This window comes from Nonomuraea sp. GTA35 (assembly GCF_041950525.1).
GTDB lineage: Bacteria > Actinomycetota > Actinomycetes > Streptosporangiales > Streptosporangiaceae > Nonomuraea.
Genome location: NZ_JBGNUV010000019.1, coordinates 136,292 through 159,504 on the forward strand (window position 1 = coordinate 136,292; position 23,213 = coordinate 159,504).

General features: G+C 71.1%; 21 protein-coding genes. 12 read left to right on the top strand and 9 right to left on the bottom strand.

Annotated elements, in window-relative coordinates:
* Window positions 1–76: 76 nt before the first annotated feature.
* The 5 genes from groES (at window position 77) to ACBJ32_RS52030 (ending at window position 3,840) form a co-directional block, all read left to right on the top strand.
* Entirely contained in the window at window positions 77–391 is a 315-nt protein-coding gene (gene groES / locus ACBJ32_RS52010; protein ID WP_197093639.1) for a co-chaperone GroES, read from the top strand.
* 72 nt (window positions 392–463) lie between these two features.
* Window positions 464–2,083, top strand: coding sequence for a chaperonin GroEL (gene groL, locus ACBJ32_RS52015; RefSeq protein ID WP_375133204.1), 1,620 nt, complete (start codon window positions 464–466; stop codon window positions 2,081–2,083).
* A 113-nt stretch (window positions 2,084–2,196) separates the two neighbouring features.
* Window positions 2,197–2,793, top strand: coding sequence for a hypothetical protein (locus ACBJ32_RS52020; protein ID WP_375133205.1), 597 nt, complete (start codon window positions 2,197–2,199; stop codon window positions 2,791–2,793).
* Between the two features lie 262 nt (window positions 2,794–3,055).
* Window positions 3,056–3,691: a sigma-70 family RNA polymerase sigma factor gene (locus tag ACBJ32_RS52025; protein ID WP_225293976.1), complete on the top strand. Its 636-nt coding sequence runs from the start codon at window positions 3,056–3,058 to the stop codon at window positions 3,689–3,691.
* On the top strand, window positions 3,688–3,840 hold the full coding sequence (locus tag ACBJ32_RS52030; RefSeq protein WP_253752728.1) for a hypothetical protein: 153 nt from the start codon (window positions 3,688–3,690) through the stop codon (window positions 3,838–3,840). Before ACBJ32_RS52025 ends, ACBJ32_RS52030 begins: the two co-directional genes overlap by 4 nt.
* Here the strand turns inward: ACBJ32_RS52030 and ACBJ32_RS52035 are convergent.
* Both ACBJ32_RS52035 and ACBJ32_RS52040 read right to left on the bottom strand, forming a co-directional pair.
* The gene (locus ACBJ32_RS52035) at window positions 3,801–4,178 is read right to left on the bottom strand and encodes a DUF5319 domain-containing protein (RefSeq protein WP_080043188.1); all 378 of its coding nucleotides are present in this window, start codon (window positions 4,176–4,178) and stop codon (window positions 3,801–3,803) included. The genes ACBJ32_RS52030 and ACBJ32_RS52035 overlap by 40 nt on opposite strands.
* 39 nt (window positions 4,179–4,217) lie before the next feature.
* Window positions 4,218–5,234, bottom strand: coding sequence for a LuxR C-terminal-related transcriptional regulator (locus ACBJ32_RS52040; RefSeq protein ID WP_375133206.1), 1,017 nt, complete (start codon window positions 5,232–5,234; stop codon window positions 4,218–4,220).
* A 471-nt stretch (window positions 5,235–5,705) separates the two neighbouring features.
* Here ACBJ32_RS52040 and guaB point away from each other — a divergent pair, with 471 nt between their 5' ends.
* From guaB to ACBJ32_RS52065, 5 genes are all read left to right on the top strand, one after another.
* Window positions 5,706–7,187 carry an IMP dehydrogenase gene (guaB, locus tag ACBJ32_RS52045; RefSeq protein WP_357886298.1) on the top strand — a complete coding sequence of 494 codons (1,482 nt, stop codon included), beginning with the start codon at window positions 5,706–5,708 and terminating at the stop codon, window positions 7,185–7,187.
* Between the two features lie 4 nt (window positions 7,188–7,191).
* Entirely contained in the window at window positions 7,192–8,313 is a 1,122-nt protein-coding gene (locus ACBJ32_RS52050; protein WP_357886300.1) for a GuaB3 family IMP dehydrogenase-related protein, read from the top strand.
* Between the two features lie 163 nt (window positions 8,314–8,476).
* On the top strand, window positions 8,477–9,667 hold the full coding sequence (locus ACBJ32_RS52055) for an RNA polymerase sigma factor (RefSeq protein ID WP_375133207.1): 1,191 nt from the start codon (window positions 8,477–8,479) through the stop codon (window positions 9,665–9,667).
* A gap of 100 nt (window positions 9,668–9,767) precedes the next feature.
* A complete protein-coding gene (locus ACBJ32_RS52060) occupies window positions 9,768–10,544 on the top strand; it encodes an aminoglycoside phosphotransferase family protein (protein ID WP_357886304.1) in 777 nt (258 codons plus the stop codon).
* On the top strand, window positions 10,541–10,975 hold the full coding sequence (locus tag ACBJ32_RS52065) for a GNAT family N-acetyltransferase (RefSeq protein WP_375133208.1): 435 nt from the start codon (window positions 10,541–10,543) through the stop codon (window positions 10,973–10,975). The genes ACBJ32_RS52060 and ACBJ32_RS52065 overlap by 4 nt, the downstream gene beginning before the upstream one ends.
* Here ACBJ32_RS52065 and ACBJ32_RS52070 read toward each other — a convergent pair.
* The 4 genes from ACBJ32_RS52070 to ACBJ32_RS52085 are packed head-to-tail and all read right to left on the bottom strand — an operon-like array spanning window position 10,965 to window position 14,705.
* A complete protein-coding gene (locus ACBJ32_RS52070; protein WP_375133209.1) occupies window positions 10,965–11,789 on the bottom strand; it encodes a ketose-bisphosphate aldolase in 825 nt (274 codons plus the stop codon). The genes ACBJ32_RS52065 and ACBJ32_RS52070 overlap by 11 nt on opposite strands.
* An 11-nt stretch (window positions 11,790–11,800) precedes the next feature.
* The gene (locus ACBJ32_RS52075; protein ID WP_375133210.1) at window positions 11,801–12,703 is read right to left on the bottom strand and encodes a 1-phosphofructokinase family hexose kinase; all 903 of its coding nucleotides are present in this window, start codon (window positions 12,701–12,703) and stop codon (window positions 11,801–11,803) included.
* Complete coding sequence (gene nagA / locus ACBJ32_RS52080) at window positions 12,703–13,836, bottom strand: N-acetylglucosamine-6-phosphate deacetylase (protein WP_375133211.1); 1,134 nt, start codon at window positions 13,834–13,836, stop codon at window positions 12,703–12,705. The genes ACBJ32_RS52075 and nagA overlap by 1 nt, the downstream gene beginning before the upstream one ends.
* On the bottom strand, window positions 13,833–14,705 hold the full coding sequence (locus ACBJ32_RS52085) for an SIS domain-containing protein (RefSeq protein WP_375133212.1): 873 nt from the start codon (window positions 14,703–14,705) through the stop codon (window positions 13,833–13,835). The genes nagA and ACBJ32_RS52085 overlap by 4 nt, the downstream gene beginning before the upstream one ends.
* 130 nt (window positions 14,706–14,835) lie before the next feature.
* Between ACBJ32_RS52085 and ACBJ32_RS52090 the strand changes: the two genes are divergently transcribed.
* Window positions 14,836–15,606, top strand: coding sequence for a DeoR/GlpR family DNA-binding transcription regulator (locus ACBJ32_RS52090; protein ID WP_375133213.1), 771 nt, complete (start codon window positions 14,836–14,838; stop codon window positions 15,604–15,606).
* A 68-nt stretch (window positions 15,607–15,674) separates the two neighbouring features.
* Window positions 15,675–17,414: a glycerol-3-phosphate dehydrogenase/oxidase gene (locus ACBJ32_RS52095; RefSeq protein WP_357886318.1), complete on the top strand. Its 1,740-nt coding sequence runs from the start codon at window positions 15,675–15,677 to the stop codon at window positions 17,412–17,414.
* A 77-nt stretch (window positions 17,415–17,491) separates the two neighbouring features.
* Here the strand turns inward: ACBJ32_RS52095 and ACBJ32_RS52100 are convergent, their stop codons facing one another.
* The 3 genes from ACBJ32_RS52100 to ACBJ32_RS52110 form a co-directional block, all read right to left on the bottom strand.
* Window positions 17,492–18,742 carry a S8 family peptidase gene (locus tag ACBJ32_RS52100; protein WP_375133214.1) on the bottom strand — a complete coding sequence of 417 codons (1,251 nt, stop codon included), beginning with the start codon at window positions 18,740–18,742 and terminating at the stop codon, window positions 17,492–17,494.
* Between the two features lie 156 nt (window positions 18,743–18,898).
* Entirely contained in the window at window positions 18,899–20,875 is a 1,977-nt protein-coding gene (locus tag ACBJ32_RS52105) for a beta-propeller domain-containing protein (protein ID WP_375133215.1), read from the bottom strand.
* 31 nt (window positions 20,876–20,906) lie between these two features.
* On the bottom strand, window positions 20,907–23,180 hold the full coding sequence (locus tag ACBJ32_RS52110) for a protein kinase (RefSeq protein ID WP_375133216.1): 2,274 nt from the start codon (window positions 23,178–23,180) through the stop codon (window positions 20,907–20,909).
* Window positions 23,181–23,213 lie beyond the last annotated feature (33 nt).

Genomic DNA, 23,213 nt, shown 5'->3' on the forward strand with positions numbered 1-23,213 from the left:
GGCAGGTCTGACACCCGCGACGGCAGGCCCCGCTGGTCGCCTCTTCTAGATCATTCAAATCTGAAGGGGAGGTCCGATCGTGACGACCGCCACCAAGGTTCCCGTTAAGCCGCTCGGCGACCGCATCGTGGTCCAGCCGCTTGAGGCCGAGCAGACCACCGCTTCCGGCCTGGTCATCCCTGACACCGCCAAGGAGAAGCCGCAGGAGGGCAAGGTCCTCGCGGTGGGCCCGGGCAACTGGGACGAGGACGGCGACAAGCGGATTCCGCTCGACGTCTCCGAGGGCGACATCGTCCTCTACAGCAAGTACGGCGGCACCGAGGTCAAGTACGGCGGCGAGGAGTACCTCGTGCTCTCCGCCCGCGACGTTCTCGCGATCATCGAGAAGTAGGCCGGTTGTGTCGAGCCCCGGGCGCTCTGGAGGGCGGCCGGGGCTTTCGACGCCAGGAGAGGACTTTCAGCAATGGCGAAGATCCTGGAGTTCGACGAGGCCGCCCGCCGCGCGCTCGAGCGCGGCGTGAACGCCCTCGCGGACGCCGTGAAGGTTACCCTCGGCCCGCGTGGCCGCAATGTCGTCATCGACAAGAAGTTCGGTGCGCCGACGATCACGAACGACGGTGTGACCATCGCTCGTGAGATCGAGCTGGAGGAGCGCTACGAGAACCTCGGCGCCCAGCTCGCCAAGGAAGTTGCCACCAAGACCAACGACATCGCGGGCGACGGCACCACCACCGCGACCGTCCTGGCCCAGGCCATGGTCCGCGAGGGCCTGCGCAACGTGGCGGCCGGCGCCTCGCCGCTGTCGCTCAAGCGCGGCATCGACAAGGCCGCCAAGGCCGTCAGCGACAAGCTGCTGGCCAGCGCCCGCGAGGTCGGCGACAAGAAGGAGATCGCCAACGTCGCGACGATCTCCGCGCAGGACGCCCAGATCGGCGGCCTGATCGCCGAGGCGTTCGACAAGGTGGGCAAGGACGGTGTGCTCACCGTCGAAGAGTCCAACGCCATGGGCATGGAGCTCGAGTTCACCGAGGGCATGCAGTTCGACAAGGGTTACCTGTCGGCCTACATGGTGACCGACCCCGAGCGGATGGAGTCCGTCCTCGAGGACGCCTACATCCTGCTCACCCAGGGCAAGATCTCCTCCATCGCGGACTTCCTGCCGCTGCTGGAGAAGATCGCCCAGACGAAGAAGCCGCTGCTCGTGGTCGCCGAGGACGTCGAGGGCGAGGCCCTGGCCGTCCTGGTCACCAACAAGATCCGCGGCACCTTCACCTCCGTGGCCGTCAAGGCCCCGGGCTTCGGCGACCGCCGCAAGGCGATGCTGCAGGACATGGCCATCCTCACCGGCGGCCAGGTCGTCAGCGAGGAGGTCGGCCTCAAGCTGGAGCACGTCGGTCTCGAGGTGCTCGGCACGGCCCGCCGCGTCGTCGTCACCAAGGACGCCACGACCATCGTCGACGGCGCCGGTGACGCGCAGGCCATCGAGGACCGCGTCAAGGAGATCAAGATTGCCATCGAGCAGTCCGACTCCGACTGGGACCGCGAGAAGCTGCAGGAGCGGCTGGCCAAGCTCGCCGGCGGTGTGTGCGTGCTGCGTGTCGGCGCCGCCACCGAGGTGGAGCTGAAGGAGAAGAAGCACCGCCTCGAGGACGCGATCTCCGCGACGCGCGCCGCGATCGAGGAGGGCATCGTCTCCGGCGGTGGCTCCGCGCTCATCCACATCTCGAAGGACCTCGACGACCTCGGCCTCACGGGCGACGAGGCCACCGGCGTCGGCATCGTCCGCCGCGCGCTGGTCGAGCCGGCCCGCTGGATCGCCGAGAACGCCGGTCTCGAGGGCTACGTGGTGACGCACAAGGTGGCCGAGCTGGAGGCCGGTCACGGTCTCAACGCCGCCACCGGCGAGTACGTGAACCTGCTCGACCAGGGCGTCATCGACCCGGTCAAGGTCACGCGCTCGGCCGTGCAGAACGCCGCTTCGATCGCGGGCATGCTGCTCACCACCGAGGCGCTCGTGGTGGACAAGCCCGAGGAGGAGGCCCCGGCCGCCGGCCAGGGTCACGGTCACGGCCACGGCCACTGACCGCGCCTTCCGTTCCGTTACGGCCCGTACCCCGAAGGGGGTGCGGGCCGTAACGGCTTTCCGGGGCCCGGGTGCCGGAGTGCGCGGGGAAGGGCGGGCCTACGCTGGGGAGCATGCGGTACGCGCGGGCGGTGGAGCGGCTGAGGATGCTGGCCGAGGCGTGCGAGCAGACCAGGCGGCTGCCGGCGGAGGAGCCGTTCCTGCGCGAGGCGCACGTGTTCGGCGCTCTGACGGAGGGGGCCGACCCGCTCGACGAGATCGAGGTCGCCTTCGTGCTGAACCTGCCGCCGGAGGAGGTCGCCTGGGGCACGCACCCGCCGGGCACGGCCTGGCTGGTCGACTTCCTGCGGCTGGATCAGGGCGGCATCGCCTACTGGTGGCGGTCGTCCCGGGAGCCGGTCGCCAACCACCGCATTCACCGGCCGGTGCGCTTCTGGTCGCTGGACGGGATCGACGGGGGCGTGCTGGAGGCGCTGCGGGAGCGGCGGCTCGGGGCGCTGTACAGCGCTGAGGCTCCCCGGGGGCAGGAGCGGGTCGCCGGGGTGGCGGAGGAGCTGGAGGCGGCTCTGGAGCACCTGAGGGCGGTGCACGGGGCGTACTGGGACCGGCAGTGGCGGCGGGAGCACCGGGGGCTTCGGCGATATCCGGAACATCACCTCTGGGAGGCGGTGCGGGGGTACCTCGAACTGCTGGACGTCCGGGACGAATGATCCGGGTGCCGGAGGTGGCAGGTCCCGCGGCCGGGCGGGATGGGGGGAAGTGGGGAGAAAAGGTGACTTATTGGAGTAAACCGGAAGTGTGCGATAAGCGTCTGCGGTCTGACAAATGTCGCGCATTCCGGGTTATCGCCTGAAACATTATGTCACTATAAAGGCTTAGTGTGGTCGGCTGATTACTTCCCGTTATCGTCGCTTCAATGTGACCAATCCGTAGCCGTTCGCTATGACGACAGGCAGGATCAGTGCGGGCATCATGCCTATCGTGAGCGAGGGAAGCGTCGCCGACGCCAAAATTGGGGTAAGGCTCGCGTCGAGACTTCCGGCACGGACGGATGACTCCGACCTTAGGGAACTGACGAGCCTCGCCGTGCAGGGAGATCGCAGTGCGATCGAATCCCTGCTCGGTGAGTTGCGTCCGATGGTGGTGCGGTATTGCCGCGCCAGGCTGGGCAGGGTTTCAGGGCAATATCACATTGCCGATGACGTCGCCCAGGAGGTGTGCATCGCGGTGTTGTCCGCGCTGCCGCGGTACCGGGACATGGGGCGGCCATTCGCGTCCTTCGTGTTCGGGATCGCCTCGCACAAGGTGGCCGACGCGCTGCGGAGCTCGGTGCGCTCCGCCGTGCCGACCCAGGATCTGCCCGACGGGCCCGACGACGGTCCCGGGCCGGAAGAGACGGTGGTCCGCTACATCGAGGTGGAGTACGCCCGGCGGCTGCTGGCCAGGCTGCCCGACAACCAGCGGGAGTTGCTGCTGTTGCGGGTGGTGTCGGGGTTGTCGGCCGAGGAGACCGGTAATGTACTCGGTATGTCACCGGGTGCGGTCCGTGTCGCCCAGCATCGGGCGCTGGCGAGATTGAGGCAGATGGCCGAGCTGGAGTCGGCTTGACGCCTGAGGAGGAGACCGATGCGCTGCTCGACGCGCTCGGTCGTGGAGAGCTGCCCGATTCAGGCGATCCCGCGGCGCGCCTGCTCGCCGCGCTGCTCGATGACGTCGATCAGCGGCGCTCCTCCGTGTCGATGACACCGTCGACGTAGCCGCGGGCGTAGTCCCAGCTGACGTAGTCGGCGGGGTCGGGGTGGAAGGCCGGCTCGTGCACCTGCGGCTGGCCTTTCTCGATCATCTGTTTGAGGTTGCCGCGCAGCAGCTCCCAGTCGAAGAAGTGCTGCTCGCCGCATTCAGGGCAGTCGAGCACGAGCCCCAGCACCCCCTGCGGTTCGAGCAGGGAGCGGAAGACCTCGACGTCGGCGAGGTCGGTGATGGCCTCGTCGCGCTCGGCGGCGGTGAGTGGCTCGGCGTCGTCGAGCGCGCCCATCGCCGAGGACGGGTCGTTCGGGTCGTCCGCGAACGGATCGCGGGGGACGTCTTCCAGCACCTTCCCACCATATGACCGAAGCGGCCCGCGCGGTGGGGTTTACCTCAGCCATCCGCGTCTGGCCGCCTCGACGCCCGCGTGAAAGCGGGATTGAGCCCCCAGCTCGGTCATGGCGTCGGCGAAGCGCGCGCGTACGGTGCGGACCGACACGCCGAGCTGGCGGGCGATCGAGTCGTCGCACATGCCCTGCGCGGCCAGGCGCAGCACCTGGAGCGTGCCGTCACTCCCGCGTCCCCACGGCAGGGGCACGGCGCGGGCCCACAGCTCGCGGAAGAGCGAGCTGAGCACGCCCACCACGACGGAGGTGCGCACGAGGTAGAAGTTGTAGGCGTGGTCGGGCAGGTTGCCGCCCCAGTGGGCGGGCAGGCCGGCCATCTCGGGCCCGACGGCCAGGAACCAGCTCGGCACCCGGTCCAGCGTGCGTACCTCGCCGCCGGCCTCCGTGAGGCGGGTGAGCTGGTCGCGGACGCCGGGGAGCATCAGGCTGGAAACCGGGATGATCGCTTGAACGGTAAGCAAATTCCGTTTTTGCGCATCAATCCATGGATCCGCAAATTTCCGGGCAAAATCCGTCATAGTCCGGTCGTCCGGAACGGCGGTGAGTAAAGGCATGGGTGGGGTTTGACATTGCACGGCGATTCCCACCACGCTCTCGTAGAGGATGTCCGCCCCGCTCGCCATCTCCACCGTGAAAGGGCCGCTGCGATAGTCGCGCCCGGCGTCGTAGTCGCGGATCAGCCCGCGAATCGAGCCCAGCGCCGAGTCGATCCTGCGGCTCTCCTCCGCCAGCCGGTCGAGCCGCTCGGCGATCAGCCGGCCGAGCGCCGCCGCAGGGTGTCTGGCCAGGTACTGCCCCGACTGCTCGTCGATCACGCCCAGCTTGACGAGGTCGTCGAGCTGGCGGCCGACCTTCTCGATCGGGCCGTCCATGGCCTGCGCCAGATCCGAGCGGGTTGCCCTGTGCAGGCGCAGCACCGCAGAGTAGAGCGCGGTCTGGGCCGGATCGAGGCCCAGTGTCTCGAGCGGATCGGACATGATTCGCGGCTCGTTGCGCATTATGGGCGGCTCCGTTGGGGGGACACGGGCGTGCCGCGAGGATAACCCCGCATTCCCTTCCTGTCCGCGTGTTGCGCGGACTGCTCTGGCGCGGCGTGCAACTTCGTGCAATTGCACGTTTTCACCTTGCGATGTGCCGTTGAGTAACGCAGGCTTTACCTAGCGTCGGCATCCAGTCAAGGGCGCGGTTGCGCCGGCCATCAGGACGCGGAGGGGGGTTCGGTGGCGTGTCGCGCCGCCGTTGCCCGGATGCCGGTGGCCGGGGGATGGGACGGATCACCGACCGTCCCATCCCCCGGCACTCTGTCGAGGCCGGGAGTACGAGGACCGCAGGCGCGGGAGACCGTTGCCTGCAGAGGGGTCGCCGAACGCGACCCATCGTGGGGGTCTTCGTCCTCCCGGCTTCCGTGCGTTTTGGAGGCAGGGCCTAGACTTGGTGCACATCAACGCTAGGCAGGAGGGGGCCGCGGCATGTCCAAGTTCACCGAGATGGGTCTGACCTTCGATGACGTGCTGCTGGTGCCCGGATATTCGGACCTGCAGCCAGGGGAGGCCGACACCCGATCTCGCCTGTCCAAGGGCATCACGCTGTCCATCCCGCTGATCTCCGCGGCCATGGACACCGTCACCGAGGCCCGCATGGCGGTCGCCATGGCCAGGCAGGGCGGCATCGGGATCCTGCACCGCAACCTGTCGGTGGAGGAGCAGGCCCAGCAGGTCGACCTGGTCAAGCGGTCCGAGGCCGGCATGGTCACCAACCCGGTGACGTGCAGCCCCGACGACACGCTGGCCGACGTCGAGCGGCTGTGCGCCACGTACCGGATCTCCGGGGTGCCCGTGACCGACGTGTCGGGCACGCTGGTCGGCATCGTGACCAACCGTGACATGCGCTTCGAGACCGACCAGACGCGGCCGGTCCGCGAGGTCATGACGAAGATGCCGCTCGTCACCGCACCGGTGGGGGTCTCGCGTGACGACGCGTTCGCCCTGCTCCGGCAGAACAAGATCGAGAAGCTGCCGCTGGTGGACGCCGACGGCAGGCTGCGCGGCCTGATCACGGTCAAGGACTTCACCAAGAGCGAGCAGTACCCGCTGTCCACCAAGGACGCCGACGGGCGGCTGATCGTCGGGGCGGCCGTGGGGGTCGGCGGCGACGCCGAGCTGCGCGCCAAGGCCCTGATCGAGGCCGGCGTGGACGTCGTGGTCGTGGACGTGGCCCACGGTCACTCCAAGGGGCTGGCCGAGATGATCGCCAAGGTCAAGGCCAACAGCAAGGTCGAGGTCATCGGCGGCAACATCGCGACCAGGGCCGGCGCCCAGATGCTGGTCGACGCCGGCGCCGACGCCGTCAAGGTGGGCGTGGGCCCCGGCTCCATCTGCACCACCCGCGTCGTGGCCGGGGTCGGCGCGCCGCAGGTCACGGCCATTCACGAGGCGTCCAAGGCGTGCGCGCCCGCCGGGGTGCCGGTGATCGGCGACGGCGGCCTGCAGTACTCCGGCGACATCGTCAAGGCCATCGCCGCCGGGGCCGACACGGTCATGCTGGGCTCGCTGCTCGCCGGGTGCGAGGAGTCGCCCGGTGAGCTGATCTTCATCAACGGCAAGCAGTTCAAGTCGTACCGGGGGATGGGCTCGCTCGGAGCCGTGCGCAACCGCGAGCGCGGCGGCACCTCCTTCAGCAAGGACCGCTACGCGCAGGCCGACGTCGGCGGCGAGGACAAGTACATCCCCGAGGGCATCGAGGGCCAGGTCCCCTACCGCGGCCCGGTCGCGGCCGTCGCCCACCAGCTCGTCGGCGGGCTGCGCCAGGGCATGTGGTACGCGGGCTGCCGCACGATCGAGCAGATGCACACCGACTGCGAGCTCATGCCGATCACGGCGGCGGGCCTCAAGGAGAGCCATCCCCACGACATCCAGATGACCGTGGAAGCTCCGAACTATCACAGAAGGTAAGTTCATGACTCAGCAGGTGGAGATCGGCCGGGGTAAGACCGGGCGGCGGGCGTACTCGCTTGACGAGATCGGCCTGGTGCCCTCGCGGCGCACCCGTGACCCGGAGGAGGTCTCGATCGCCTGGCAGATCGACGCCTACCGGTTCGAGCTGCCCGTGGTCGTCGCTCCCATGGACAGCGTGGTCTCGCCGGCCACCGCCATCGAGATCGGGCGGCTCGGCGGCCTGGCGCCGCTCGACCTCGAAGGGTTGTGGACGCGTTACGAGGAGCCGCTGCCGCTGCTGGAGGAGTGCGCCGCCCTCGACCAGGAGGCGGCCACCAAGCGGCTGCAGGAGATCTACGCCGCGCCGATCAAGGAAGAGCTGATCGGCCGCAGGATCGAGGAGATCCGCGCCTCCGGGGTGACCACCGCCGTCCGGCTGTCGCCGCAGCGCACGGTTCAGTACCACAAGACCGTGATCGACGCGGGTGTCGACATCTTCGTCATCCGCGGCACCACGGTCTCGGCCGAGCACGTGTCGGGGCGGGCCGAGCCGCTCAACCTCAAGCAGTTCATCTACGAGCTGGACGTGCCGGTCATCGTGGGCGGCTGCGCCACCTACACCGCCGCGCTGCACCTGATGCGCACCGGCGCGGCCGGCGTGCTGGTGGGCTTCGGCGGCGGCGCGTCGCACACCACCCGCAATGTGCTGGGCGTGGCCGTGCCGATGGCCACCGCGATCTCCGACGTGGCGGCGGCGCGGCGCGACTACCTCGACGAGTCCGGCGGCCGCTACGTGCACGTGATCGCCGACGGCGGCATGGGCACCTCCGGCGACATCGCCAAGGCCATCGCCTGCGGCGCCGACGCCGTAATGGTGGGCTCGCCGCTGGCGCGCGCGGTGGAGGCTCCCGGGCACGGGTTCCACTGGGGCTCCGAGGCGCACCACCCCGACCTGCCGCGCGGGCGGCGGGTCGCGTTCGGCACGGTGGGGACGCTGGAGCAGATCCTGCACGGGCCGTCGAGCGTGGCCGACGGGTCGATGAACCTGATGGGCGCGCTGAAGCGGACCATGGCCTCGACCGGTTACTCCGACATCAAGGAGTTCCAGCGGGTCGAGGTCGTGGTGGCGCCGATCCAGCGCTGACCTCCGGGTGGCCGCCGCCCGTTCTGCGCGGGTGGCGGCCGCGACGTAGGGTTCCTGCCATGGAATCGGTTGAGGACAGGATCGCCCGGCTCGAGCAGCAGGTGGCGGCGCTCCAGCGCCATCTCTCCAGTGCGCGGCGCAGGGCGGGCTCCGGGTTCTAGGGGTGTCCGAGGTCGAGCGGGTCTTCCGCGAGGAGTACGGCAGGGCGGTCTCGGTGCTCGTGCGCGTCTTCGGCGACATCGACCTGGCCGAGGAGGCGGTGCAGGAGGCCTTCACCGTGGCGCTGCGCCACTGGCCGCAGGCCGGCCCGCCGCCGAGCCCCGCCGGATGGATCATCACCACCGCGCGCAACCGGGCCATCGACCGCCTGCGCAGGGAGTCGGCGCGGCACGACAAGCACGCCCAGGCCGCGCTGCTGCACGCCCCCGCCGAGCACGTGGACGAGGGGCCCGTGCGCGACGACCGGCTCCGGCTGATCTTCACCTGCTGCCATCCGGCGCTGGCCACGCACGCCCAGGTGGCGCTCACCCTGCGGCTGCTGGGCGGGCTCACGACGGCGGAGACGGCCCGGGCCTTCCTCGTGCCCGAGGCCACCATGGCCCAGCGGCTGGTCAGGGCCAAGGGCAAGATCCGGGACGCGCGCATCCCGTACCGGATCCCGGAGGAGGCCGACCTGCCCGCCCGGCTGCGGGCGGTGCTGGCGGTGGTGTATCTGATCTTCAACGAGGGGTACACGGCCAGCTCGGGCGACCGGCTCGTGCGCGAGGAGCTGTGTGCCGAGGCCATCAGGCTCGGGCGGCTGCTGGCCGCGCTGATGCCGGACGAGCCCGAGGTCATGGGGCTGCTCGCGCTCATGCTGCTCATCGAGTCGCGGCGGGCGGCCCGCACCGGGGCGGGCGGCGAGCTGGTGCCGCTGGCCGAGCAGGACAGGACGCTCTGGGACCGGGAGCTCGTCGAGGAGGGGCAGGAGCTCGTCCGGAGGTGCCTGCGGCGTGGCGAGCCGGGGCCGTACCAGGTGCAGGCGGCCGTCAACGCGGTGCACGGTGACGCGGCGAGCGCGGCGGAGACCGACTGGGGGCAGATCCTCAAGCTGTACGACCTGCTGCTGACCCTCACCCCGACCCCCGTGGTGGCGCTGAACCGGGCCGTGGCCGTGGCCGAGGTGGAGGGGCCCGAGCCGGCGTTGCGGGTGGTCGAGAGGATCGGGGCGGGCGAGTACCACCTGTTCCACGCCGTGCGGGCCGATCTGCTGCGGCGGCTGGGGCGCGAGGCGGAGGCCGTGGAGGCGTACGAGGCGGCGATCGCGCGGTCGGGCAACGAGGTGGAGCGGGAGTTCCTGCGGGGCCGGTTGTGACGGGCCTGATCCGCCAGGCGGGGGTGTGGCGGCGGCGGTGGGCGTTGCCACGGGTGTCGTGACCAGCGCCGTTGAGCGGTCGTTGCCCTAGCATGCGGGAATGGCTGATCTTCAGCACACGCACGAGCTGACGTACGAGGGCGACCGCGTCGTCAAGCGCTACCAGGACAGCAAGCCGGGCGCGGCCGAGCGCGAGTGGCGGGCGCTGACCCTGCTGGCCGAGCACGCGCCGGGGCTCGCGCCCGAGCCGATCGCGTTCGAGGGCGGCGCGGTGACGATGTCGAGGATCCCCGGCGTGCCGCTGCGCGGGCTGTTCGCGCGGGCCAGGCACGTGTCGGCCATGGCCGGGGCGCTGGCGGAGCTGCACGCCGCCGTGCCGGGCGACGTGCTGCGCGGCCTGCCCGTACGCCCCTGGCAGCGCGAGGCGCTCGTCGACTGGGTCAGGATGCGCTGCGCCGCCTGGCAGCCCAGGGAGCCGCTGGCCGACCGGGCCGTCAAGGAGGGGCTGCGCTGGCTGGAGAGCTGGTCGCCCGGCGAGGCCGGGGTCCGGGAGGTGTTCGGCGCGGGGGACGGGAACCTGGCCAACTTCCTGTGGGACGGCTCGCGCGTGCGCATCGTCGACTTCGAGGACTCCGGGCGCAGCGACGTCGCGTTCGAGGTGGCCGAGCTGGCCGAGCACGTGTCGATGTGGGTGGACGGGGAGGTGGAGATCGCGCGCAGGTTCGAGCTGAGCCCGCAGGAGGAGCGGCGGACCAAGGAGTGCCGCAAGGTGCACGCGCTCGTCTGGTTCTTCCTGCTGTCGCACGAGCACCCGCGCAACCCGCCCGGGACCTTCCAGCGGCAGGTCGAGCGGGTGCTGACTACATTGGGCGCATGAGACTTGCGGAAGAGGGCGACAGGGCCGCCGTGGAACAGCTCGTCCACGACGCCTACACGCCGTGGATCGAGGTCATCGGCATGCCGCCGCTGCCGCTGGAGTCCGACTACGCGGCGCTCATCGCCGACGGGCGGGTGCACGTCACCGACGGGCTGGAAGGGCTCATCGTGCTGGTGCCGGAGGAGGGCGTGCTGCTGGTGGACAACGTGGCCGTACGTCCCGAGCTGCACGGCAGGGGCATCGGGCGGGCGCTGATGGCCCACGCCGAGCGGGAGGCGCGCAGGCTGGGGCTGCCCGCGCTGCGCCTGTGCACCAACGTCAGGATGGCCGCCAACATCGCCCTGTACGAGTCGCTCGGCTATCGCGAGACCGGCCGCCAGGGCATCGAGGGCCGCTCGGCCGTCCTCATGCGCAAACAGCTCAGCCCGTGAGGACGCCCAGGAGGTGGCTGACCTCGCGGGCCACCGCGTCGCGGCCGGCCTTGAGGTACTTGCGCGAGTCGACGACCCGCTCGTCGTGGACCAGGTAGTCGCGTACGGCGCCGGTGAACGCCTTGTTCAGGTGGGTCGCGATGTTGATCTTCTTCATGCCCTGCCGTACGGCCTCGCGCAGCACGTCGTCGGGCACCCCTGAGGAGCCGTGCAGCACCAGCGGCACCGGCACGGCCGCGCGCAGCTCGGCGATGAGCTCCAGGTCCAGCACGGCGTCCTTGGTGGTCATGGCGTGCGAGGTGCCCACGGCCACGGCCAGCGCGTCCACGCCGGTCCTGGTCACGTAGTCGACCGCCTCGTGCGGCTTGGTGCGGGCGCCGGGCGCGTGCACGCCGTCCTTGCCCCCGACCTCGCCCAGCTCGGCCTCCACCCAGACGCCGCGCCCGTGGCACCAGGCGGCCACCTCGGCCGTGGCGGCGACGTTCTCCTCGTCGGGCAGGGCCGAGGCGTCGTACATCACCGAGCCGAGGCCCAGCGTCACCGCCTCCTCGACGAGCGCCCGGTCGGTGGCGTGGTCGAGGTGGACCGCGACCGGCACCTCCGCCTTCCTGGCGACCGCCAGCGAGGCCAGCGCGATCGGCTCCAGCGCGCCGTGGTAGCGCACGCAGTTCTCGCTGATCTGCAGCACGACCGGCAGGCCCAGGGCCTCGGCGCCCGCCACGATGGCGGTGGCGTGCTCCAGCTGGATCACGTTGAACGCGCCCACCCCTGCGGGTGACTGGCTGACGATGTCGCCGATGGGGGCGAGGGGCATGGCGAGGCTCCTTACGTGATGATGATCTGGGGGTGGATGTCGGCGTACACGTCGGGGTCGAACTCGCCGGCCACGGGCCTGGCCACGGCCGCCGCGCCGAGCGCGGCCGCCCGCCTGAGCCGGTCGGGCCACGGATCCGGCTCGACCAGGCCCAGCGCCAGCCCGGCGACCAGCGAGTCGCCGGCGCCGGTCGGGTTGCCCCGCACGGTGTACGGCATCCGCGCCGCGAACGTGCCCTCCCCGGTGACGGCCATCAGCCCGTCGGCGCCCATGGACACCACCACGGCCCCGGCGCCCTGGCCGCGCAGCGCCTGCGCGCCCTCGGCCGGGGTGCCGCCGGGCACGGCCCTGGCCAGCTCGTCCGCGTTGGGCTTGAGGATCGAGGGGCGGCCCTTGGGCGCGTGGCGCAGGGGGTCGCCGTCGGCGTCCACGATGGACGGCACGCCCCGGTCGGCCGCGATGGCCGCCAGCGTGGCGTAGGTGTCGGCGGGGACGCCGCGCGGCAGGCTGCCGGACAGCACGACCGCGTCGGCGGTCGCCAGGAGGCTGCTGTAGTGCCGGACGAAGCCGGCCAGCTCGTCGGGGGTGACCTCGGGGCCCGGCTCGTTGAACAGGGCCGTGCGGTCGGGGTCGGTGACGGCGAGGGTGGCGCGGGAGTCGCCGTCGATGCCGTACAGGGCGCTGGGCAGGCGGGCCGCGCGCAGGTCGGCCTCGATCGCGCGGCCGGTCGGCCCGCCGGCCAGGCCCGTGACGAGCACGTCCCGGCCGAGCGCGGCCAGCACCCTGGCCACGTTGACGCCCTTGCCGCCCGCGCGCCTGTGCACCGCGCTGACCCGGTTGACCCCGTCCCAGTCGACGCCGGGCACCTGGTAGGTCACGTCGAGGGCGAGGTTGAGCGTCACCGTGATGATCATTAAGGCTCCGTGATCCAGACGCCGTCCTTCAGCACGCCGTCCACTTCCAGCGAATCGGAGAGCACCAGCAGGTCGGCCGCCTTGCCGACGGCGATCGAGCCGATGCTGCCGGCCAGGCCGAGCAGCCGCGCGGGAGTCAGCGAGGTCACCTGGACGGCGTCGGGCAGCGACATGCCCAGCTCCTGGACGCCGCGCCGGAACGCCACGTCCATCGTCAGCGTGGAGCCCGCGATCGAGCCGCCCTCGACCAGCCGGGCCACGCCGTCGTCCACCCGCACCGCCATGGAGCCGAGCACGTAGTCGCCGTCGCCCAGGCCGGTGGCCGACATCGCGTCGGTGATCAGCGCGGTCCTGCCGGGCCCGGCCACCTCGTACGCCAGGCGCAGCATGGCCGGGTGCACGTGCACCCCGTCGTTGACCAGCTCGACCGTCACCCGCTCGTCGTCCAGCAGCGCCGCCACGGGCCCGGGCGCGCGGTGGCCGAGCGGCGGCATCGCGTTGAACAGGTGGGTCGCCACGGTGGCGCCCGCCTCGATGCCCTCGATCGCCTGCTCGTAGCCGGCCTCGCTGTGGCCGACGGCGGCGAGCACGCCTTCCGCGACGGCCATCCTGATCGTGTCGAGCGCGCCCGGCAGCTCGGGCGCGATGGTCAGCATGCGTACGTGCCCGCGCCCCGCCTTCACCAGCCCCGCGAACTCCTGCGGCGAGGGCTCGCGCAGCCGCGTCGGGTCGTGGGCGCCGCAGCGGGACCTGGCGATGTACGGGCCCTCGAAGTGGATGCCGGCCAGCAGCCCCTCGTCGCACAGTTCGGCCAGCGCCGACGCCGCCCTGGTCAGGCCCTCGACCGTGTCGGTGACCAGGCTGGCCATCGTGGTCGTGGTGCCGTGGCGGCGGTGCAGCGCCACGGCCTCGCGCGCCTGGTCGAGGTCGCCGGTGGGGAAGGAGCCGCCCGCGCCGCCGTGGTTGTGCACGTCCACGAACCCCGGCACGACGTGCCGGCCGCCCACGCTGAGGCCGGGACCCGGGGCGGATCCGTGGCCGACGTGCGTGATGCGGCCGTCTTCGATGGTCAGCCACCCCTCGTGCACGCCCTCCGGCGTCACGATCCTGGCGTCGGCAAGAGTAAGGCTCATGAAGAAAGGATCACAGATCGCGTGAGGTGCATGGGCTCGTCGGGGTTCAGCCCCTGGGCGAAGGCCCGCGCCACCGCGACCCGCTGGGCGCGGATCAGCTCGGCCATGGGGTCGAGCGAGGTCTCGAAGAACGTGCCGCCGGTCTCCTCGACCTGCGCGCGCAGCCCTTCTGGGGCGCTGCCGAGCATCCACGTCACGCGGCCGGGGGCGGCGATGCTGATCGGGCCGTGCCGGTACTCCATCGCCGGGTAGGCCTCCGTCCACGAGCGGGACGCCTCGCGCATCTTCAGCGCCGCCTCCTGCGCCAGGCCGACCGACCAGCCGGTGCCCAGGAAGCTGAACTGCTCGGCCTGGACCAGCGTGTCGGGCAGCGGCGCGGCCACGGCCTCCTCGGCGTCGGCGATCGCCTGGGTGAGGTCCTCGCCGAGGGAGGCGCGGAGCATGGCGAGCTGCGTGGTGGCGAACCTGGTCTGCACGACCGACTTCTCGTCGGCGTAGTCGAGCACGACGACCTCGCCGGCGGCCGACATGATCGGCGTGTCGGGGTCGGCGGTGATGGCGACGCTCTTGCCCGTCGTCCTGGCCAGCAGGTCGAGGACCTCGGTCGTGGTGCCCGAGCGCGACAGCGCCAGCACGCGGTCGTAGCGGCGACCCTGCGGGAACTCGGAGGCGGCGAACGCGTCGGTCTCGCCGTGCCCGGCCCGCTCGCGCAGCACCGCGTACGCCATCGCGATGAACCACGACGTACCGCAGCCGACGACGGCGACCCGCTCGCCCCGGCGCGGCAGCGCGTCGGCGGGGACGTTCGCGACGGCGCGGCGCCAGCAGGACGGCTGGGACGCGATCTCGGCCTCGGTGTGGGTGGTCACCACTTGCCTCCCCATGGTTGATTGTTTCTGCGCTTTTTATATCAGGACAGAGCAGAAATGAACACCGGTAGCCCTCGCGTTCCAGGTTGTGCCACGCTTGCTCCTGTTCCCCATGCCCCAGGAGGCCTCCGTGTCCCGCTACGACCGCTGGAACGCCATCCTCGAGCTGCTGGCGCAGGAGGGCAGGCTGTCGGTGGAGGAGGCGGCCCAGGCGCTCGACGTCTCCACCGCGACGATCCGGCGGGACTTCGACCAGCTCGCCCAGCAGCAGATGCTCATGCGCACGCGGGGCGGAGCGGTGGCCCAGAGCGTCAGTTACGACCTGCCGCTGCGGTACAAGACGGCCAGGAACGCCGACGAGAAGCACCGCATCGCGCTGGCGGCGGCCGAGCTGGTGACGCCCGGTGCCGTGATCGGCCTCAACGGCGGGACCACGACCTCCGAGCTGGCCCGGACCCTCGCGACGCTGCCGTCGCTGGAGGCCGGGTTCACGATCGTCACCAACGCGCTGAACATCGCGGCCGAGCTGACCGTCCGGCAGCACGTCAAGATCGTGGTCACCGGCGGGGTGGCCAGGCAGCAGTCGTACGAGCTGATCGGGCCGCTGGCCGGCGGCGTGCTGGAGCAGGTGACCCTGGACGTGGCGTTCCTGGGCGTGGACGGGCTGGAGGTCGAGCTGGGCGCCTCGGCCCACCACGAGGGCGAGGCCAGCGTGAACCACCTGCTGATCAGCAGGGCGGCGCAGGTCGTGGTGGTGGCCGACTCCTCCAAGATCGGCAAGCGGGCGTTCTCCCGGATCTGCCCGATCGGCCAGATCGACACGCTGGTCACCGACGCCCAGCTCTCGGATCGGCTGGCGGGGCAGCTCACGGACGCGGGTGTGAAGGTCGTACGTGCCTGAGGGCGTTACAGGGCGATACGTCCGAGGGTAGGTATGGAACGCAGACCACAGGCGTTCCAGGGGGAATTATGACGTCGGGAAGGAGCGCGGCCCGGCTCGGGCCCGCGGAGCGGGCGGAGGCGCTGGAGAGCATGGCGTCCCAGGAGCTCGACGTGGTCGTGGTCGGCGGCGGCGTCGTCGGGGCGGGCATCGCGCTCGACGCGGTGACCCGCGGGCTCGACGTGGCCCTCGTCGAGGCACGCGACTTCGCCTCGGGCACGTCCTCGCGCTCGTCCAAGCTGATCCACGGCGGCCTGCGCTACCTGGAGCAGCTCAACTTCGAGCTGGTGCGCGAGGCGCTGCAGGAGCGGGCGCTGCTGCTGCAGCGCCTCGCGCCGCATCTGGTGCGGCCGGTGCCGTTCCTGTTCCCGATGACCCACTACGGGTGGGAGCGCCCCTACGTGGGCGCGGGCGTGGCGCTCTACGACACGCTGGGCTTCGCCACCGGGCTGACCCGCGGCGTGCCGGGGCACCGGCACCTGTCCAGGTCACGGGCGCTGCGGCTGGCGCCCGCGCTGAAGAAGACCGCCTTCACCGGCGCCGTCCAGTACTGGGACGCCCAGGTCGACGACGCCCGCTACGTGATGACCATGCTGCGCACCGCGGCCACGTACGGCGCGCACATCGCGCCCAGGGCGCAGGTGGTGGGGTTCCTGCGGGAGGGGGAGCGGGTCACCGGCGTGCGGGTGCGCGACCTGGAGTGCGGCGAGGACTTCGAGGTACGCGCCCGGCAGGTGGTCAACGCCACCGGCGTCTGGACCGACGACATCCAGGAGCTGGTGGGTGGGCGCGGCCAGATCCACGTGCGCGCCTCCAAGGGCATCCACCTCGTCGTCCCGCGCGACCGCATCCACTCGCTGACCGGCATCATCCTGCGTACGGAGAAGTCGGTGCTGTTCGTGATCCCCTGGGGCCGCCACTGGATCATCGGCACCACCGACACGGAATGGACGCTCGACAAGAGCCACCCCGCCGCTTCCCGCACCGACATCGACTACCTGCTCGACCACGTCAACGCGGTCCTGTCGGTGCCGCTGACCCGCGACGACGTCGAGGGCGTGTACGCGGGGCTGCGGCCGCTGCTGTCGGGCGAGTCGGACGAGACGTCCAAGCTGTCCAGGGAGCACGTGGTCGCCCACCCCGTGCCGGGGCTGGTGATGATCGCCGGCGGGAAGTACACGACGTACCGGGTCATGGCCAGGGACGCGGTGGACGCCGTGGCGCACGGCCTGGACCAGCGGGTGCCCCGCTCGTGCACCGACCGCATCCCGCTCGCGGGCGCCGAGGGATACCAGGCGCTGTGGAACTCGCGGTACCGCATCGCCCAGGAGTCCGGGCTGCACGTGGCCAGGATCGAGCACCTGCTGCAGCGCTACGGCTCGCTGATCGACGAGGTGCTGGAGCTGATCGAGCAGGACGCGTCGCTGGCCCGCCCCCTGTCGGGGGCCGACGACTACCTGCGAGCCGAGATCGTCTACGCCGCCACCCACGAGGGCGCCCGGCACCTGAACGACGTGCTGACCCGGCGGACGCGCATCTCCATCGAGACCTTCCACCGCGGGGTGGCGGTGGCGCAGGAGTCCGCCGAGCTGCTGGCCGGGCCGCTCGACTGGGACGGCGAGCAGGTCAAGAGGGAGGTCGAGTACTACACGAAGCGCGTGGAGGCCGAGCGCCGCTCGCAGGAGCAGGACTCCGACCACGAGGCCGACGCGATCAGGCTCGGCGCGCCGGAGATCGTCCCCGTCGTCGTCCCGGAGCACACCCCATGAGGGAGCCGGCCGGTTAGGAGGGGCGGCCCGCGGCGCTGCGGGGTCCGCGGACCGCCCGTTCCAGGGGTGGTATCAGCTCACGCGGGCGGGTAGCGCGTGGCGTCGTGGACGTCGAGCAGCGGCTCCTTGACGCCGTCGCCCGAGTCGTCGGTCCAGTTGGCGTTGCCGGTCGAGATCAGCGTGCCGCGCACGGCCAGGGAGCCCGCCCTGGTCGTCGGCTTGTGGCTGCCGGAGGTGAGCAGGGCGGCCGCGCCCGCCACGTGCGGGCTGGCCATCGAGGTGCCGCTGATCGTGGCGTAGCCGCCGGCGCGGTAGGTCGAGTAGATGCACGTGCCCGGCGCCGTGATCTCCACCGTGGAGCCGTAGTTGGAGTAGAACGCCGAGGTGTCGTCCTGATCGGTCTCGCTGCGGCACGAGAGCGTGCTGCCCCCGGAACCGCCGGGCAAACCGTCGTTGTCGGTCAGCGCGGAGACGGTGACCACGTCGGGGTGGTTGGCGGGGAAGAACGAGGAGGTGTTCGTGTGGCTGTTGCCCGCCGCCACCACGACCACGATGCCGGCGTTGACCGCGTTCGCGATCGCCGTGCTGATCGCGCTGCTGGAGCAGCCGTTGCAGCCGAGGCTGAGGTTGATGACCTCGATGGTGGAGGCGCGCGCCACCACCCAGTTGATGCCGGCGGCGATGCCGGACAGGGTGCCGGAGCCGGCCGCGTTGAGCACCTTCACGCCGTGGATGCGGGCGCCGGGCGCCACGCCCACCGGGCCGATGGTGTTGTCGAGGGCGCCGACGGTGCCCGCGACGTGCGAGCCGTGGCCGTTGTCGTCGGTGCCGGAGTTGTTGACGCAGACGCCGGTCACGCAGTTGGCCCGGGCGACCACGTTCAGGTCGGGGTGCGTGTTGTCCACGCCGCTGTCCACGACGGCGACGTCCGCGTCGATGCGGACGTCGTCGGTGCCGTCGATGTCCAGGTTCGGGTTGGCCGGGCCGAAGACGCGCCTGACGCCCGTGGGCACGGTCTGGACGAAGGCGTGCACTTCGGCGTCGGGCTCCACGCTGATGACGTTCGGGTTGCGCTTGAGCTGTTCGGCGGCGGTCGCGCTCAGGCGGGCGGTGTAGCCCTTGAACGCGTGCTCGTACACGCCGACGAGCTCGCCGCCGAGGTCGGCCACCTGGTTCTGGGCGGCGCCGTGCAGTGCGCGGGTGGCGGGGTTGAGCTGGACGATGTACGTGCCGTCCGGGGCGGCTGCTGTCGCTGAGACGGGCAGGGGTGCGGCGAGTAACGCCAGCGCGCTGACGAGCAATGCGAGCAGGGGGGTGCGTGGTCGCATGGCAGCGTGGGCCCTTTCTGGTTCCGGGACCGGCCCGCCCGCTATGACACGAACCAGCCGGTCCGACACTAGGGTGTAAGCAAAGTTTTCATCATTTGTCGGGATAAGTCCATAAAAAAGGTGCCGGTTCGCTACGAACCGGCACCTTTTGGTTGCTTAACGGAGTGGGATCCAGGCTTGTGAGGACAGCGTGGCGAGGTCGTTGACCTGGACACCCTCGTACGAGACCGTCCACAACGAGTCGCCGATGACCAGCGAGCGCTGGATGCCCGGCTCGTAGCTGTAACCGCCCTCCTGGCGCTGCTTCGGGTGCTTGATCATGCCCAGCTCCTTGACCTCCGCGTCACCGATCCGCAGCACGAGCGCGCCCGACTCGTTCATCTTGTTCAGCGGGATGACCGACAGGCCGGTCTTCGGCCAGTACAGGAACGCGTGCGGGTCCCACTCGGCGCCGGAGCCCGAGTCCTTCTGGAAGAACTGCGACAGCCGGCGCGGCGCGGCCGGGTCGCTGACGTCGAACAGCGAGACCTGCGTGCCCAGCGTCCTGCCCTGCTCGCTGGCCTCCTGGCCGATGCCGATGAGCCGGCCCTCGCCGCCGGGGTGCAGGTACGCCGAGTAGCCCGTGATCTTCAGCTCGCCCGTCACCCTCGGCGCCGCCGGGTCGCGCAGGTCCAGCGTGTAGAGCGGGTCCACCTGCCGGAACGTGACGCAGTAGCCGATCGGCCCGATGAACCTGACCGAGTAGATGCGCTCGCCCTTGCCGAGGCCGCCGACCTCGCCGACCTTGGCCAGGGTGTCGGCCCTGAGCACGTAGACGGAGCTGGAGCTGGTCTTCTCGTCGCCGGAGTCCACGGTGGTGGCGATGCGCAGGTGACCGTCGTGCTCCGACAGCGAGTACTGGTTCAGCAGCCGGCCGGGCACCTTGCCCGAGGCCACGTACGCGGGCGCGCCGGGCCTGGTGATGTCGAACCGGTGCACCTGCGTCTCCTCCGGCGGCGTCGTGGGCGTCGGCCGATGGGTCGGCGGGGACACCGCCGGGTCGTCAGGGGTGGGCTCCACCGCGGGGGCGACCGCGTCCGAGGAGGAGGCCGGGGGCTCCTCGACGGGGAGCGGGCGGGCCACCGGGAACCACCAGCGCGGGTTGCTGGCCACGTACAGGCTCTGGCCGGTGCCGTACACCACGTCGCCGTCGGCGGCCAGGCTGATCGGGTCGGTGCCCGCGGCCGTGACGCCCTGCGTCAGGTCGATGGTGTGCACGGTCAGCATCGAGGTGCCGGTGTAGTCGGCGGGGTGGCTGACCCGCTCGCACGCGACCGTGTCCTTCCTGACGGCGCCCGACGCGTCCGTGATCTCGATCTTCGGCAGCCAGGCGTCCACCGGCGCGCGCCGGACGGCGTCCTGGTTCGCCTTGACCAGATCGGCCTCCGTGGCGTTCTGCTTCGGCTCGGGGAAGGCGATGTCGGGCTGGCTGCGGGTGACGAGCCGGACCGTGGAGCCGATCATCCTGGCGTCCACGTACGAGCCCTGCGGCCGGATCGTGCTCAGCACCTTGGGCTCGCCCGCCAGGTCCACCACGACGTAGCGGGTGTCGCCGGGCGGCCCGATCGACCGCGCCTTGTACATGATGTCGCCGCCGCGCATGAGCACCAGCGCGCGGTCGCCGGAGACCAGCAGGTCGCCGGGGAGTCCGGGGCCGCCCTCGCCCTCGGTCAGCTTGACCGACCCGGTGATCTTCCTGGTGGCCGTGTCGATGATCCGCAGGGTGCCGTCCGCGACCGTGATGAGCCGGTTGCCGTCGGTCTTGACCAGGTCGGGCTCGTCCACGCCGGCCTCGTGCACGTTCGTGGTGGAGTGCTCCGGCGTCGCCGCCACCCTGGCCTTGCTCTCGGCCGCCGCGTCCTGCGCGACCGCGAACGGCATGACGCCGCCGAAGCCGTACGCGGTGACGTTGGCGGCGGCCTGCTCGCGCAGGCCGGCCAGCGCGTCGTCGCAACTGCTGTAGGCCACCAGGCGGACGGCGCCGAGCGACGTCGCCTTCGGGGGCGGGGCGGAGCCTCCTGTCGAAGAGGTGCAGGCGGCCGTGACCGTCGCGAGCGCGGCGGCGGTCACGGCCGTGCGGATCAACGTCTTCATGCCCTCATCACGGCTGCGCGGGCGGGATGGTTCAGGAGCCCCTGGACGGGTTGGCGGTGAAGGCCGGGCTGAAGTCGAGGTCGTCGGGCACTTCGAGCATCTTGCGCAGCAGCTTGCCGGTGAAGTCGAGCACCTGGATCTCGTCGTTGGCGCCGTTGTCCTGCTCCCAGCAGTAGAGGTGGCTCTCGTCGTAGAAGCCGAGCACCTTGTCGCAGTCGGAGGAGAACTTCTGCACGCGCTCGCCCGTCGCGGTGTCCCAGATGCAGTGGTCGCCGTCGCCGCCGTTGGGGCAGTTGGTGACGAACGTCTCGCCCGACGGAGAGAAGATGTCCTGCGTGCCGGCGGAGAGCGTGCCGATGCCCGTCAGCGAGCGGGTGGCCTTGCCCTCGGTGTCGAAGAAGCGCAGGTTGCGGTTGGTCTCGCTGCCGTAGACGTTGACCACGCCCTCGTCGTCGCCGTCGAAGCCGAAGGCGGTGCCGCGGATGGAGGTGTCGCTCACGTTGGTCACGTCGGCCGTCTTCGCGGTCACGTCCACGATGACGAAGCCGAGGTAGAGCCACTTGCTGCCGCTCTTCTTCTCGATGTTCAGCAGGATCTTGGAGCCGTCCTTCGACCAGGCCCTGATGCTGCTGATCAGCGGCTCCTTGACGGTTTTGATCGTCGTACGCTCGCCGGAGTCGCGGTCGGTGATGACGATGAAGTCGTAGTCGTCGGAGCTGTAGCTCCTGCCCCTGGTGGCCAGGAGCTTCCCGTCGGGGGAGACCATCGACTCCCAGTTCTCCTGGAACTTCGTGAACGTGCCGCGCAGCGAGCCCCTGGCGTAGTCGATCCAGTCGTCGTCCTTCTTGTCGTAGACCTCGTAGGAGGTCAGCACGATGGCGTCGGCGGGGTGCTCGTACAGGGAGATCCTGCCGCCGGGGAGCGTTCTCCTGGTGCCGGTCTCCGGGACGGCCGGCACCGTCGGTGACGGCTCGGCGCTCTTCGACGAACGCCTGGACTCCGGCGTGCCGGTCCCGACCGCCACGGTCGTCGTCGAGGCCTTGTCGATCTGGATGATCACGATGACGCCGGCGAGCAGGAGCAGCGCCACCGCCACCGTGATGCCGGCGATCAGCGGGCCCTTGCCGCTCTTGCGCGGCGGCGCCTGCGTGTACATGCCCTGCTGCCCGTAGGACGGGGTCGTGGGCTGCTGCCACGGCGGCTGCTGGTGCTGGTACTGGGGGAACTGGGCGCCGGTCGCGTACGGGACGTTGCCGGACCTCGGCCCCGGCGGGGAGCCGGCCGGTGACGCGAACGGCGAACCCGAGGGCGGCCCCGTGGGTGAGCCCGTGGGTGAGCCCGTGGGAGGGCCTGTGGGAGGGCCTGGGGGGGAGCCGAACGGCGGGCCGGAGGGCGGGCCTCCGTACGGGCCCGAGTGCGGGCCGGCCGGAGGCGCGTACGGCCCGGCGGGGGCGGCCTCGGCGGCGCCCTGCGCCAGCATGCCGGGGTTCGGCGCCGGCTGCTGCAGCAGCCGCATGATCACCTGCTCGGCCGTGGGCCGCTGCGCCGGGTCCTTGGCCAGGCACGCCACCACCACGTCACGCAGCGGGCCCTCGCCGAGCGCGCCCAGGTCGGGCTGCTGGTTGAGCACGCGGTTGATCACCGCGGGCATCGTGTCGCTGCCGAACGGCGCCCGCCCGGAGGCGGCGAACACCATGGCGCTGGCCCACGAGAACATGTCGGCGGCCGGCCCGACGGTGTGACCCATGACCTGCTCGGGCGGCATGTACGACGGCGTGCCCACGACCATGCTGCTGATCGTGGAGGTGGCGTTGAGCGCCCGCGCGATGCCGAAGTCGATCACGCGCGGCCCGTCGGCGCCTATGATCACGTTCGCCGGCTTGAAGTCGCGGTGCACGATGCCGGCCTGGTGGATGGCGGCCAGCGCCGTGGCGGTGCCGATGGCCAGCCGGTGCAGGACGGAGCCCGTGCGCGGCCCCTCCTCCTGCACGACCCGCTGTAAGGAGGGGCCCTCGATGAACTCGCTGACGATGAACGGCCTGTCCTGCTCGACCCCTGTTCCCAGGACGGCGGCGGTGCAGAAGGGCGCGACCTGCTGGGCCACCTGGACCTCGCGCAGGAACCGCTCGACGCTCACCTGGTCGCCCGACAGGTCGGGCCGCAGCCACTTGACGGCCACGTTGTGGCCCGCGTGGTCCTTGGCCAGGTAAACGACGCCTTGACCGCCCTCGCCGAGCCGGCCGAGGAGCTCGAAGCCCCCCAGCCGCTGTGGATCTCCGGGCCGGAGCGGAGCGAAGGATGCCATGAGGGGATTCTGGCCCTATGCCGCGGATCCGCA